At 61.3% G+C, this 13,365-nt stretch carries 10 protein-coding genes and 1 tRNA gene; 5 read left to right on the top strand and 6 right to left on the bottom strand.

Going from position 1 to position 13,365, the window contains the following annotated elements:
• Positions 1 to 33: 33 nt before the first annotated feature.
• Positions 34 to 384 (bottom strand): DUF6614 family protein, encoded by a 351-nt coding sequence (locus VWZ85_RS11355; RefSeq protein ID WP_340545524.1) that lies wholly within the window; start codon positions 382 to 384, stop codon positions 34 to 36.
• Between the two features lie 123 nt (positions 385 to 507).
• A complete protein-coding gene (gyrA, locus tag VWZ85_RS11360) occupies positions 508 to 3,240 on the bottom strand; it encodes a DNA gyrase subunit A (protein WP_416588327.1) in 2,733 nt (910 codons plus the stop codon).
• Positions 3,241 to 3,463: 223 nt separating this feature from the next.
• Here gyrA and VWZ85_RS11365 point away from each other — a divergent pair, with 223 nt between their 5' ends.
• The 3 genes from VWZ85_RS11365 to pgl all read left to right on the top strand — a co-directional run bounded on the left by VWZ85_RS11365 (position 3,464) and on the right by pgl (position 6,164).
• Complete coding sequence (locus VWZ85_RS11365; RefSeq protein ID WP_340545525.1) at positions 3,464 to 3,733, top strand: usg protein; 270 nt, start codon at positions 3,464 to 3,466, stop codon at positions 3,731 to 3,733.
• 278 nt (positions 3,734 to 4,011) lie between these two features.
• Positions 4,012 to 5,496 (top strand): glucose-6-phosphate dehydrogenase, encoded by a 1,485-nt coding sequence (zwf, locus tag VWZ85_RS11370; protein WP_340545526.1) that lies wholly within the window; start codon positions 4,012 to 4,014, stop codon positions 5,494 to 5,496.
• Positions 5,493 to 6,164, top strand: a complete 672-nt coding sequence (pgl, locus tag VWZ85_RS11375) for a 6-phosphogluconolactonase (RefSeq protein ID WP_416535957.1) — start codon at positions 5,493 to 5,495, stop codon at positions 6,162 to 6,164. Before zwf ends, pgl begins: the two co-directional genes overlap by 4 nt.
• 24 nt (positions 6,165 to 6,188) lie before the next feature.
• Here pgl and VWZ85_RS11380 read toward each other — a convergent pair whose 3' ends face one another.
• The 4 genes from VWZ85_RS11380 to VWZ85_RS11395 all read right to left on the bottom strand — a co-directional run bounded on the left by VWZ85_RS11380 (position 6,189) and on the right by VWZ85_RS11395 (position 10,384).
• On the bottom strand, positions 6,189 to 6,665 hold the full coding sequence (locus VWZ85_RS11380; protein ID WP_416540193.1) for an acyl-CoA thioesterase: 477 nt from the start codon (positions 6,663 to 6,665) through the stop codon (positions 6,189 to 6,191).
• Between the two features lie 135 nt (positions 6,666 to 6,800).
• Positions 6,801 to 6,874, bottom strand: a tRNA-Gly gene (locus VWZ85_RS11385).
• 87 nt (positions 6,875 to 6,961) lie between these two features.
• Positions 6,962 to 9,058 (bottom strand): ASKHA domain-containing protein, encoded by a 2,097-nt coding sequence (locus VWZ85_RS11390; protein WP_416540192.1) that lies wholly within the window; start codon positions 9,056 to 9,058, stop codon positions 6,962 to 6,964.
• Positions 9,059 to 9,208: 150 nt separating this feature from the next.
• Complete coding sequence (locus tag VWZ85_RS11395) at positions 9,209 to 10,384, bottom strand: CaiB/BaiF CoA transferase family protein (protein ID WP_416538736.1); 1,176 nt, start codon at positions 10,382 to 10,384, stop codon at positions 9,209 to 9,211.
• Positions 10,385 to 10,633: 249 nt separating this feature from the next.
• Between VWZ85_RS11395 and guaB the strand changes: the two genes are divergently transcribed.
• Positions 10,634 to 12,082 carry an IMP dehydrogenase gene (gene guaB / locus VWZ85_RS11400; RefSeq protein WP_340545531.1) on the top strand — a complete coding sequence of 483 codons (1,449 nt, stop codon included), beginning with the start codon at positions 10,634 to 10,636 and terminating at the stop codon, positions 12,080 to 12,082.
• 68 nt (positions 12,083 to 12,150) lie between these two features.
• Positions 12,151 to 13,362: an RsmB/NOP family class I SAM-dependent RNA methyltransferase gene (locus tag VWZ85_RS11405; protein WP_416588330.1), complete on the top strand. Its 1,212-nt coding sequence runs from the start codon at positions 12,151 to 12,153 to the stop codon at positions 13,360 to 13,362.
• The last annotated feature ends 3 nt before the right edge of the window (positions 13,363 to 13,365 follow it).

A 13,365-nucleotide genomic window follows, 5' to 3' on the forward strand; every position in this document is an offset into this window, starting at 1 on the left:
CTTATTTGTCTGTTCCAGCCGGAGTCCTGCCAGTCAGATCAGCGCCATCCGCTCGGCACGTTCGGGATCGGGGAAGGGGCGATAAAGCCCGAAATCAGCCGAGGCGATCAGCGCATTCACATTTGCGTAGAGCCGCTCGACATGCTCGTCCAATTCGCCCAGCACCCGAAACGCCTGATCCAGTTGGGTCATATTGGCGAATTCGATTTCCAGCAGGAAATCCCGGTGCTTGTCGCTGGCGAGGTTCAGCTTGCGGCGCAGCAGGCGCCAGCCTTGGATCACCTCACGCTCGCGCAGATAAGACATCCATTGGTCCACGGCGTTGGCAAAGGCAAGCGCCTTGGCCTCATGATGCAGGTCGATCGAGCAGTGATAGAGGTTCATGGTGCCTCCCTTCGCGATGGCGTTTGTGGGAGGAAGAATGACAGACACTGCTTAGGTTTTGATTAACGAAAACGCCACCCGAGGGTGGCGTTTTGAAGTCTTGGCAGATGATCCCGGGCGGGATCAGGCCTCTGCGCTGGCGGCGGTATCCGCGTCTGGCAGATCGTCGTCATCGTCGGATTGCTCGGCAATCCAGGCAACCGAGACAACCTCTTCGCCCTTGGCAGTGTTGAACACCCGCACGCCACCGGCGGAGCGCGACCGGAAGGAAATGCCATCAACCGGCACCCGGATCGATTGCCCCTTGGAGGTGGCAAGCATGATCTGGTCATCCATCTCAACCGGGAAGGAGGCAACAATGGCACCGCCGCGCATCGCCTTGTCCATTGCGGTGACACCCATGCCACCGCGGCCACGTACCGGGTAATCATGGCTGGAGCTGAGCTTGCCCGAGCCGCCGGAGGTAATGGTCAGGATCAGGTTCTCGGAGGCCGACATCTCGGCATAGCGCTCCTGGCTGATGGCGCCTGCGACGGCCTCTTCCTCGTCACCTTCGCCATCATCAGTCAGACCTGCCACCGCGCGGCGCATCTTGAGATAGGCGGCGCGTTCCTCGGGCGAGGCTTCGAAATGGCGGATCACCGACATCGACACCACATGGTCATCACCAGTCAGGCGGATGCCGCGGACACCGGTCGATTCACGTGAGTTGAAGACCCGCACATCAGTGGTGCGGAAGCGGATCGCACGACCGGAGTCGGTGAACAGCATCACGTCATCATCTTCGGAGCAGATCCGGGCATTGACCAGCTTGACCGAACCATCCTCGGGCAGCTTCATCGCAATCTTGCCGTTGCGGCGTACATTGGTGAAATCCGAAAGCCGGTTGCGGCGCACGTCACCGCCGCTGGTGGCAAAGACCACCTGCAGGTTTTCCCATTCGTCATCCGGCACATCGACGGGCATGATCGCCGCGATGGACACCCCGGTGGGGATCGGCAGGATGTTGACGATTGCCTTGCCTTTTGAGGTACGGCCGCCCTGTGGCAGACGCCAGGTCTTCAGCTTGTAGACCATGCCATCAGTGGTGAAGAACAACAGCTGCGTGTGGGTATTGGCGACAAAGAGGTTAGTGACAACATCCTCTTCCTTTGTCTGCATCCCCGACAGACCCTTGCCGCCGCGCTTTTGCGCGCGGAAATCGGCAAGCGGGGTCCGCTTGATATAGCCGCCACTGGTGATCGTCACGACCATGTCCTCGCGTTCGATCAGATCTTCGTCGTCCATATCACCGGACCAGTCGACGATCTCGGTGCGACGGGGAACCGCGAAATTGTCACGCACTTCGCGCAGCTCGTCGGAGATGATGCCAAGGATCCGCTCACGCGAGGAGAGAATTTCAAGGTATTCCTTGATCTTGCCCGCCAGTTGTTCCAGCTCGTCGGTGACTTCCTTGACGCCGATCTGGGTCAGACGCTGCAGCCGCAGTTCCAGAATGGCGCGGGCCTGAACCTCGGAGAGGTTATAGGTGCCATCGTCATTCATCGTATGGGTCGGGTCGTCGATCAGACGGATATAGGGCGCAATATCTGCGGCCGGCCAACGCCGGGTCATCAGCTTGTGCCGCGCCTCGGCTGCATCCGCAGAGGCACGGATGGTCGCAACCACCTCATCCACATTGGAGACAGCAACCGCCAAGCCGCACAGAATATGGCTGCGTTCACGCGCTTTGCGCAGATCATAGGCGGTGCGCCGGGCAATCACATCTTCGCGGAAATCAAGGAAGGAGGTCAGGAACCGGCGCAGCGTCAGCTGCTCGGGACGCCCACCGTTCAGCGCCAGCATGTTGCAGCCGAAATGCGTCTGCATCGGCGTGAACCGGTAGAGCTGGTTCAGCACCACCTCGGCGGTGGCATCGCGCTTCAGTTCCACGACCACACGCACGCCGTTGCGGTCAGATTCGTCCTGCACGTGGGCGACGCCCTCGATCTTCTTCTCGCGAACCTGCTCGGCGATTTTCTCGATCATCGCGGCCTTGTTCACCTGATAGGGAATCTCATCCACGACAATGGCATAGCGGTCCTTGCGGATTTCCTCGACCCGCGTCTTCGCACGGATAATGACGCTGCCGCGCCCCTCAAGATAGGCCTTGCGGGCACCGGAGCGACCCAGCATCAGCGCGCCGGTCGGAAAGTCGGGGCCGGGGATATAATCGATCAGCTGCTCGCTGGTCAGATCGGGATCCTCGATCAGCGAAAGCGTGGCGTCGATCACCTCGCCGAGGTTGTGAGGAGGGATATTCGTGGCCATGCCGACGGCAATACCGCCAGCGCCATTGACCAGCATATTCGGGAAACGCGCGGGCAGTACCGTGGGTTCACGGTCCTTGCCATCGTAGTTGTCCTGAAAATCGACCGTCTCTTTTTCGATGTCCGCCAGCAGCGAGGCTGCGGGTTTGTCCATCCGCACCTCGGTGTAACGCATCGCCGCCGGGTTATCGCCGTCCATCGAGCCGAAGTTGCCCTGACCGTCCAGAAGCGGCAGCGACATGGAGAAATCCTGCGCCATTCGCACCAGCGCGTCATAGATCGCGGAGTCACCATGGGGATGGTATTTACCCATGACATCACCAACCGGACGCGCCGATTTGCGATAGGGTTTGTCATGCGAGTTTCCGACCTCATGCATGGCGTAGAGGATCCGGCGATGAACCGGTTTCAGACCATCGCGCAGGTCGGGAATGGCGCGGCTGACAATAACCGACATCGCATAATCGAGATACGATGTGCGCATCTCGGATTCGATGGACACCGTCGGGCCGTCGTATTTGGGCCTTGCGGGTTTGTTTTCGTCCATGTTTTCAGGAGTTTCCGGCGTATCGTTCACGTTGGCTGCCCGTTGTTATTATTGGGTCTATATATTGTGTCAGCACCTTAACAGACAGGGCATATAAGGCGCAAGCAAGCAGGGGTTTTCACCCGGTCAATGACCGATGTTTTTGGGCAAGGAACTGTATTCGTTAAGAATTAACCCATTGCGTGCTAGTGTGGAATGGGGGGATCCGTAAGGGAGACCTGAAATGAAGGAAAGCGAAACCGAACTGATGCTGAAGGGTTACGGTCTGACCACGGCAGAGATGACCTATCATATGCCGGATCACACCCATGTCCTGAACACCTTTATCTGGCAGGATTATGATCTTGCACCGGACCATCCGCGATTGTTCAAATTCATTGAATTCTGGCACCGTGAGATCGACGGCCCGCTTCATTCTGTCCGATTTACCCATCGCAAGATGATCAGCCCCGGAGAGTGGCGCCACGTCAAAGGCGTGTTGCAGATCCACTGACAGCGCCCCATTGGACGGTCCCCGGTGAAGACGCTGGGGGCTGAGCAGAGCTGAGCCATCTTACCTGCGGCCGCTCTCCAGCTGTGCTGCTGTCACTTCGGCGTGCCGGAGAGCTGTTTTCTTTCACTGGCAACTGCTTATACTGGCGCCGAATAGAACCGAAAACAGGTGGGCCCAGCTGGTTGGCGCCCGCTTCGGTAACGGTTTGCGGCCGCGTGCATGTGCCTGAGGCGCATCTCGCCGCGGCGTGGAATCTCAGGGGTGAGAGAAGGCGCATCATGGTTTCTCGTGTTATTCCGGTTCAGGCCTTCGATCTGGTCATATTTGGCGGTACCGGCGATCTGGCGCAGCGCAAGATTCTGCCCGCCTTGTTCCGGCGCCATTGCGCGGGCCAGCTGCCACAGGATGCCCGTATTCTGGGCGCGGCGCGGGGCGACCTTGGCAGTGACGGGTATCGCGATCTGGTCCGCCGCGCCTTGCAGGATGAGAGCGGCGCCACAGATCTGGCGATGCGCGCCGCTGAGCTTGAGCGGTTTCTGGCGCGGCTGGACTATCTTGCCATTGATGCCACGGAGACAGCAGGCTGGCGCGCGCTGGCGCAGCAATTGGGCCGGCCGACGACGGACCGTGTGCGGGTGTTCTACTTTTCCGTCGGGCCAACTCTATTTGCACCGCTGGCCGAACAGATCTGGGCCCATGAACTGGCCGATGATCACACCCGAATCGTGGTGGAAAAGCCGTTCGGGCATGATCTTGCCTCGGCCAAGGCGCTGAACCGTACGCTCGCCAGCCATTTCGATGAAAGCCAGATCTACCGGATTGATCACTACCTGGGCAAAGAGACAGTGCAGAACCTGATGGCGATCCGGTTCGGCAACATGCTTTTTGAGCCTCTGTGGAATAGTCAGTATGTTGATCATATTCAAATCACAGTGGCTGAATCGGTGGGCGTAAGCGGCAGGGAGTCGTATTACGACAAATCCGGCGCGATGCGTGACATGATGCAGAACCATCTGATGCAGTTGCTCTGCCTGATTGCGATGGAGCCTCCGGCGAAGTTTGATCCCGACGCCGTACGTGACGAAAAGCTTAAGGTGATCAGGGCGCTGGAACCGGTGGAGCCGCACCATATCGTGCGCGGCCAATATACCTCTGTTGAGGGGGCGGAGCCGGGCGCGGATCTTTCCTATCGCGAAACCGCCGGTGATCCGCGCTCGACCACCGAAAGCTATGTGGCGCTGAAGGCGCATATCAGCAATTGGCGATGGGCGGGCACGCCGTTCTATCTGCGCACCGGCAAGCGGCTGGTGGCGCGATCCTCGGTGATCAATGTGTTTTTCAAGGATGCTCCACATTCGATCTTTGGTGCTGATGCCGGGCGCCATGCCAATCTGCTGACCATTCGCCTGCAACCGGATGAGGGCATCACCCTCAAGGTGACCATCAAGGAGCCGGGGCCGGGCGGTATGCGGTTGATCGACGTGCCGCTGGATATGAGCTTTGCCCAGGCGCTGGGGGCCGATATCGACGGCGCACCGGATGCTTACGAGCGGTTGATCACCGATGTGATCCGGGGCAATCAGACGTTGTTCATGCGCGGCGACGAGGTCGAAGCGGCCTGGGCCTGGACAGATCCCATCATTGCGGGCTGGACATCGCGCGGGGATGTGCCAAAACCCTATGATAGCGGTAGCACCGGGCCGGGGGATGCGGATCTTCTGATGCGGCGCGATCAACGGGAATGGCGGGGGATCAACCCATGAATATTATCGAATATGCTGATCGGGACATGCTGGCCATTGATGTGGCCAATCAACTGGCCGGTGACCTGAAAACCCATCTGCTGCATCATGACAGCGCGTCTTTTGCCGTTGCGGGCGGCACCACGCCTGCGCCGATTTTTGACGACCTCTGCGCTGCCGATATTGACTGGGCGCGGGTGCGCCTCATGGCGACAGATGAGCGCTGGGTGCCGTCTGACAGCGCGCGTTCCAATGCGCGGATGATCCGTGAACGGCTGTTGGTCAACCGCGCCGCTGCGGCGACGTTTCTGCCGTTCCATGTGCCCGCGCGCGCGCCCGAGGAGGTGCTGGCCGAAGTCGAAAGCCAGATCCAGCCGGATCTGCCGCTGTCGGTGGTGCTGCTTGGTATGGGCGAGGACATGCATACAGCTTCGCTGTTTCCCGGCGTCTCCGGGCTGGCCGAGGCTCTGGCTGCGGATGCGCCGATTTTGGCGGTGATGCGGCCCGACAGCCAGCCCGAACCGCGTGTCAGCCTGTCGGCGCGTGTATTGGACGCTGCGATTGCCAAACATCTGGTGATTTATGGCGATGCCAAGCGTGAGGCATTGGAACGGGCGAAATCTCTGCCGCCCGAAGAGGCGCCGATTCAGGCGGTTTTGTCAGAAATGACAGTGCATTGGGCGCCTTAAGTGATGTGACCTTCTGCTGATGGCTCAGGCCTCTGCGACTGCGCCGTCCTGCTCCATCAGGGCGGCGCGCAAACTGTCGGGGAGCGGATAGCCTGCGCGTCCATCTGGCGAACGCAGCACCATGACTCCGGTCATCCTGGCACGCAGATCGCCTGACCAGATCTGTTGTTCCATGACATATGAAGTGCGCCGGAACGACACCACACGGGCGGTGGCGATATAGCTCTCATCCAGCACCATCTCTTTGACATAATGGACATTGGCGTTGCGCAATACATTGCGTGGCGTGGGCATTCCCGTGAAATGGGGCGCAAAAAACCGATCATAATAGGCCACGCGCAGGGTTTCGAACCAGCTCAGATAGGCCTTGTTATTGACGTGGTGCAGAATGTCCAATTCAGAGAACCGCACCCGATCCGCCATGGCAAGCGGCTGCGGCGTCTCCAGCCCGTGATGGCGTTGCGCTTCGGGGCTGAGCGGGGTGTGAAAAATCAGATCCATGGCCCTGTCGGTAGAAGGAATGGCGGCAGGTCGCAAGTCGACTTGCGGCGTAACTATGTGGGAAACGCCAATCACGCGCCGAAAAATCCAGCGAAATATCAATGGCTTGGCGTAGTGTGCTGATCTGGGAGATTTTGGAGCGGGTAACGAGAATCGAACTCGTAACTAAAGCTTGGGAAGCTGCCGTGATACCTTTTCACCATACCCGCGCCAATAAGGGCTGATTACCGGTTTCGCCGGGGAGGGTCAAGCGCACAACCGCCCTCCAACCAGCAAATTTGAACCGTCAACAGACGCTAGCCACGGCGCCGGCGGCGACGGCGTCCGCCGTCGTCACCACTGTCACCGCCGCCACTGTTGAAGTTGACATCCGGCAGGGTGACGATGCTGTTGAGGATCGGGAATGGCTCCATGGAATTGGGGATTGCGGAGGCATTCACGAAATGCTCCTGAAAGCGTGGTTCCACAGCGGTTTCGACCTTCTCGATCTGCTGCACGGTGGCCTCGATCTCGGCGCGGGCAGCGGTGTTGAGGAGCGCGATCCGTGCGCCGGTGCCTGCCGCATTGCCGGCCGAGGTAACCTTGTCGAGCGGGCAATCCGGGATCATGCCCAGAACCATCGCATGTTTTGCCGAGATATGCGCGCCAAAGGCACCGGCAAGGACAACCCGGTCCACCTTGTCTATCCCGAATTTGTCCATCAGCAACCGCGCACCAGAGTAAAGCGCGGCCTTTGCCATCTGGATAGCGCGGATATCCGGGTTGGTCACGGTGATGGTCGGGCCGCCGTCGGCCGAGCCATCCCACAGGAGATAGGCATTGGTGCGCCCGTCCTGAATGCAGCGCGTGCTGCCGGTCTGTTCGGCAGATCCGATCAGACCGGAGGCATCTAGAATGCCCGCAAGTCGCATCTCGGCAATGGCCTCGATGATGCCGGAGCCACAGATGCCGGTGATCCCGGTCGTGGCGACAGCCGTGGCGAAACCGTCCTCATTGGACCAGAGCTCAGAGCCGATGATGCGAAACCGCGGCTCCTTGGTGGCGGGATCAATCTCGACACGTTCGATCGCACCGGGCGCGGCGCGCTGGCCGCTGGAGATCTGCGCGCCCTCGAATGCGGGCCCGGTGGGGGAGGAGCAGGCCAGAACCTTTTCCTTGTTGCCCAGTAGGATCTCGGCGTTGGTGCCCACATCGACCACCAGCACCAGATCCTCGGATTTGTCGGGGGCTTCCGACAGCGCCACCGCAGCAGCATCGGCGCCGACATGGCCAGCGATGCACGGCAGCAGGTAGACACGGGCAGCCGGGTGGATGTTCAGCTCCAGCTCGCTTGCGCGCAGGGCCAGCGAATTGGATGTCGCCAGGGCAAAGGGCGCCTGGCCCAGCTCGAACGGATCAATGCCAAGGAACAGGTGGTGCATCACCGGGTTACAGACAAAGACCGCATCGACGATCAGCGCCTTGTCAATGCCCGCTTCAGTCGCGATCTGGGTGAACAGCGCATTCATGCCCTCGCGCACGGCGCGGGTCATTTCCTGATCGCCGCCTTTGTTCATCATCGAATAGGAGACCCGGCTCATCAGGTCTTCGCCAAAGCGGATCTGCGGGTTCATGATGCCGGAGGAGGCCACGACCTCGCCGGTCTGCAAATCACACAGATGCGCGGCGATGGTGGTGGAACCGAGGTCAACAGCAAGCCCGTAGATCGAGCCTTCGTAGAAGCCGGGCCAGATGTGCATGATCTTGGGCGGGTGGTTTGCATCGCCCAGATGCACGGCCACGGTGACTTTCCAGCCGCCCTTGCGCAGGGCAGGCTGCAACACGCTTAGGATATGCAGGTCGGTTTTGACCCCCTTCAAGTTCCACTGGCTGTCCAGCGCCTCGATCAGCCGCTCCATATCGCCGGTGGGCTTGTGCATGTCGGGTTCTTCCACCTCGACATAATAGAGCCGGGTGGAGGGGTTCATGGTGATTTCGCGGGCCTCTGCGCGTTTGCGCACCACCTGGCGGTGGACCTGGCTTTCAGGTGGCACGTCGATCACCACATCGCCCTGCACCTGTGCCTGACAGCCCAGCCGCCGCCCGTCGATCAGCCCGCGTTTGTCCTTATAGCGCTGTTCGACCTTGTTCCACTCGGTCAGCGCATCATCGGCGACGGTGACTCCATGTTTGGAGAACTCACCATAAGAGGGCGTGATCTGGCATTTCGAGCAGATGCCTCGGCCGCCACAGACCGAATCCAGATCGACGCCGAGCTGTCTGGCCGCGGTGAGAACCGGGGTGCCAACCGGAAACCGGCCCCGTTTGCCCGAGGGGGTGAAGACCACCAGCGGATGGGACGCGGGATCAGTTGCGGTCTCGGTCGGGATCTCGGTGACGGGATCGTTTGCCATGCCTGTACCTATCTTGCTTGCGCGGTTTGGGCGGAGCATATGGCGTTTTTTGCGCGAGGGAAGGCGGCGCGCGTCATTTTGCGGTCTCCGGGCGTCATTTCTGAGCGCATTTGCTCAAAACTGGCGCCCCTTTGGCGGCGTCACGGCGATCTAAGGGGTCCGTGCCGGAGACTCGCCCGTAGTCGCAGCCAGCCAGCGCAGGATGTCGGCCCGGTCTTCGTCCAGTTTCGGGGCGGGCCTGCGGGTCGTTGCATCGGGCAGCTCGGAGAGTTTGACCGGATTGCCTGCGGCCTTGAACCTCGGTGTGCCGTCCTTGTCGCAGACATCCACCAGCATATTGCGCGCCAGGATCTGCGGGTCCTGCATTACCTCGGCCACCGATTGGATCGGGCCGGTGGGCACACCTGCGCGCTGAAGCAGGTCGATCCAGTGGCTCGCCGGCTGATCCAGCGTGACCGCCTCGATCAACCGTTTGAGGAGACGGGCATTTTCACAGCGCGACTGATTGTCGGCAAAGCGCGGATCATTGGCCAGCGGCAGTTCCAGCGCGGTGCAGAGGGTGGCAAAGAGCGCGTCATTCCCGGCAGCAATCACGAACAAACCGTCGCTGGCGTGAAAGGTCTCAAACGGGGTGATCGACGGATGGCGGGCGCCCGAAGGACGCGGCGGCTGACCCGTTACGGAGGTGATCGCCACTGCATGTTCCAGCAGCGCAAGCTGGCTGTCGAGCATCGAGATATCCACTTTCTGCCCCGGCGCGCCGCCGCGCACCGCATAAAGCGCGGCCAGAACCCCCTGACAGAGAAACATGCCAGCCGCGATATCCCCGATGGAGGCGCCGACGCGAACCGGTTCGCGGTCGCGCTCGCCGGTGATCGACATCACACCCCCGCGCGCCTGCACCACCATGTCGTAGGCCGGGCGCAGCCGGTCAGGCCCGCTGTGACCAAAGCCCGAGACGGCGCCATAAACCAGCTTGGGAAACCGGGTGTGCAACGCCTCCCAGCCGTAGCCCAGCCGCTCCATCACGCCGGGGCGAAAGTTCTCGAGGATCACATCGGCCTCGTTCAGCAGCTGATCGAAGATACCGCGATCTTCCTCGGCGCGCAGGTCCAGCGCGATGCTTTCCTTGCCATGGTTGATGGTGGCAAAATAGGCGCTTTCGCCGTCCTTGAAGGGCGGGAATGCACGGGTATCATCACCCAGGCCCGGTCGCTCCACCTTGATGACTCTTGCGCCGAGATCCTTGAGCGTCATCGAGGCATAGGGACCTGCCAGAACATGGGTGAGGTCAAGAACAACAATGCCGGATAGCGGGTAAATCATCGGGGTCTCCTGTTTGCTCTGTCCGCGCGCCCTTGGTGGCGGATTGGCGGCGGGCCTGCCTTGATACAGATCAGCCGGGCGACGGGTGTGCGGACGCGCAGGCGGGGCGTAGAGCCACGCCAAGGGCCGTTCGTCACCGGCAAGAGAAACCCGCGCAATTCTTCCGATTTTCCGGTTCGGCCTCTTTTCCCCCTTCGGCTTCTGTGCCATAGGGTCATCGCCAAACGGGGTTATGCATGGGGATGACAAATGCAGATTCGTGAGGCTCTCACATTCGACGATGTTCTTCTGGTACCGGCTGCGTCCAGCGTTCTGCCGAGCACTGCGGATACCCGCACGCGGGTGACCGGTGGCATCTCCCTTAACATACCGCTGCTCAGCTCTGCCATGGATACGGTGACAGAGTCGCGTATGGCCATCGCCATGGCGCAGGCCGGCGGCATGGGTGTCATTCACAAGAATCTCGACCTCGAAGAGCAGGCCCGCCAGGTGCGCCGCGTGAAACGCTTCGAGAGCGGCATCGTCTACAACCCGATCACCCTGACCGCCGATCAGACCCTGGCGGATGCCAAGGCTCTGCAGGAGCGCTACCGCGTCACCGGTTTCCCGGTTGTGGACAATGACGGCCGTGTGGTTGGCATCGTGACCAACCGCGATATGCGCTTTGCCACTGACGACAATACGCCGGTTTCGGTGATGATGACTTCTGACAATCTCGCGCTGCTGCATGAGCCGGCCGAGCTGGAAGAGGCCAAGTCGATGATGAAGGCGCGTCGCATCGAAAAGTTGCTGGTCACCGATAAGGCTGGCAAGCTGACAGGTCTGCTGACACTCAAGGATACTGAACAGGCGGTTTTGAACCCCACCGCCTGCAAGGATGATCTGGGGCGCCTGCGTGTCGCGGCGGCCAGCTCGGTCGGCGACAGCGGCTTTGCCCGTTCCGAGGCGCTGATTGATGCAGGTGTTGATATCGTCGTTGTGGATACGGCCCATGGCCATTCGGCAGGCGTCATCGACGCGGTGAAGCGGATCAAGGCGCTGTCCTCCAAGGTGCAGGTCGTGGCAGGCAACGTCGCCACAGCCGCCGCAACCAAGGCGCTGATTGATGCTGGTGCGGATGCCGTGAAGGTCGGCATTGGTCCCGGCTCCATCTGCACCACACGTATGGTGGCAGGTGTCGGGGTGCCGCAGCTGACCGCGATCATGGATTGCGCAGGCGCTGCCGGTGATATTCCGATCATTGCCGACGGTGGCATCAAATTCTCCGGCGATTTTGCCAAGGCGATCGCGGCAGGGGCGTCCTGCGCGATGGTCGGTTCGATGATTGCGGGCACGGATGAGTCCCCCGGTGAGGTGATCCTGTATCAGGGGCGCTCGTTCAAATCCTATCGCGGGATGGGTTCGCTTGGCGCAATGGCGCGGGGGTCTGCGGATCGCTACTTCCAGAAGGATGCGGCCAGCGACAAGCTGGTGCCGGAGGGCATCGAAGGGCAGGTGGCCTATAAAGGCTCGGCCGGGGCGGTGATCCATCAGCTGGTTGGCGGGTTGCGGGCCGCCATGGGCTACACCGGCTGTGCCACGGTCGACGAGATGCGCAAGAACTGCGAATTTGTTCGCATCACCGGCGCTGGTCTGAAGGAAAGCCACGTTCATGACGTGCAGATCACCCGCGAAAGCCCGAACTACCGTATTGGCTGAGCCAGCCAGGGAGATCCCCCGATGACCATCGTCGCCATGACCAACCGCCATCACCCAGAGGCCGGGGTATGACCCCGGCTGCCCGCCGTCAGGCCGCGATTGAGATCCTTGATCAGATCCTGACGGGACAGCCTGCCGAGAAGGAGCTGACGGCCTGGGCGCGGCGGAGCCGGTTTGCGGGGTCCAAGGACCGGGCAGCGGTGCGGGATCATGTTTTTGACGCGCTGCGCAGCCTGCGGTCCTATGCAGCCCTTGGTGGCGGCGGTGGTGCTGCACCTGTCTCTGACGGCAATACGACCGGTCGACAGCTGATGCTGGGGGCTCTGCGCGCAGAAGAGGTTGATCCGGCCGATATCTTCACCGGCGTGGGCCACGCACCGGCGCCGCTGGACGCCGCCGAACAGGCGCTGTTGCAGACCGCGCCGCAGATGGGGCAGGCTGAAGAGCTGAACATGCCCGACTGGCTCTGGCCTGCATTTGAAGCCAGCCTTGGCAGCGCCGCCGAGACTGCGGCACGCGCATTGCAGGAGCGGGCCCCGGTGCATCTGCGCGTCAACCGCAGCCATCCTGATCGGGCCACAGCGATTGCGCGGCTGGCGGAAGAGGGCATCCTTGCTGAACCACATCCGGCGGCGGCCACGGCCCTCTGTGTGACCGAAGGCGCTCGCAAGCTGCGCAACAGCGATGCCTACACAAACGGATTGGTCGAGTTACAGGACGCGGCAAGCCAGGCGGTGATCGAAGCACTGCCGCTGGCGGATGGCCTGCGCGTCCTTGATTTCTGCGCAGGCGGCGGCGGCAAGAGCCTGGCCATGGCGGCCCGGGCCAGTCTGGATGTCTTTGCTCATGACATCGCGCCTCAGCGGATGAAGGATCTCCCGACCCGTGCTGCGCGTGCCGGAGCCGCCATCACGTTGCTCGCGCCCGATGACGTGGAAGCCCGCGCGCCCTTTGATCTGGTGCTCTGCGACGCGCCCTGTTCCGGCTCCGGCTCATGGCGGCGTGCGCCCGAGGGCAAGTGGCGGCTCACGCAGGAGAAACTGGATGAGCTCTGCGGGATCCAGGCGCAGATCCTCAGCGATGCCAGCCAGTTGGTCGGCGCAGGCGGTGTGCTGGCCTATGCAACCTGCTCGATGCTGGATGTGGAAAACCGCGCGCAGGTGGATCGGTTTCTAGCCGAGAACCCGGGCTGGCAGTTGCAACAGGATCACGGCTGGCAGGTCCACAATGGAACCGACGGTTTCTATGTTGCCGTGATGGTCCGTTTGGGCGACGATTGACCA

The organism is Phaeobacter sp. JH20_29 (assembly GCF_048056175.1).
Classification (GTDB): domain Bacteria; phylum Pseudomonadota; class Alphaproteobacteria; order Rhodobacterales; family Rhodobacteraceae; genus Phaeobacter; species Phaeobacter bryozoorum.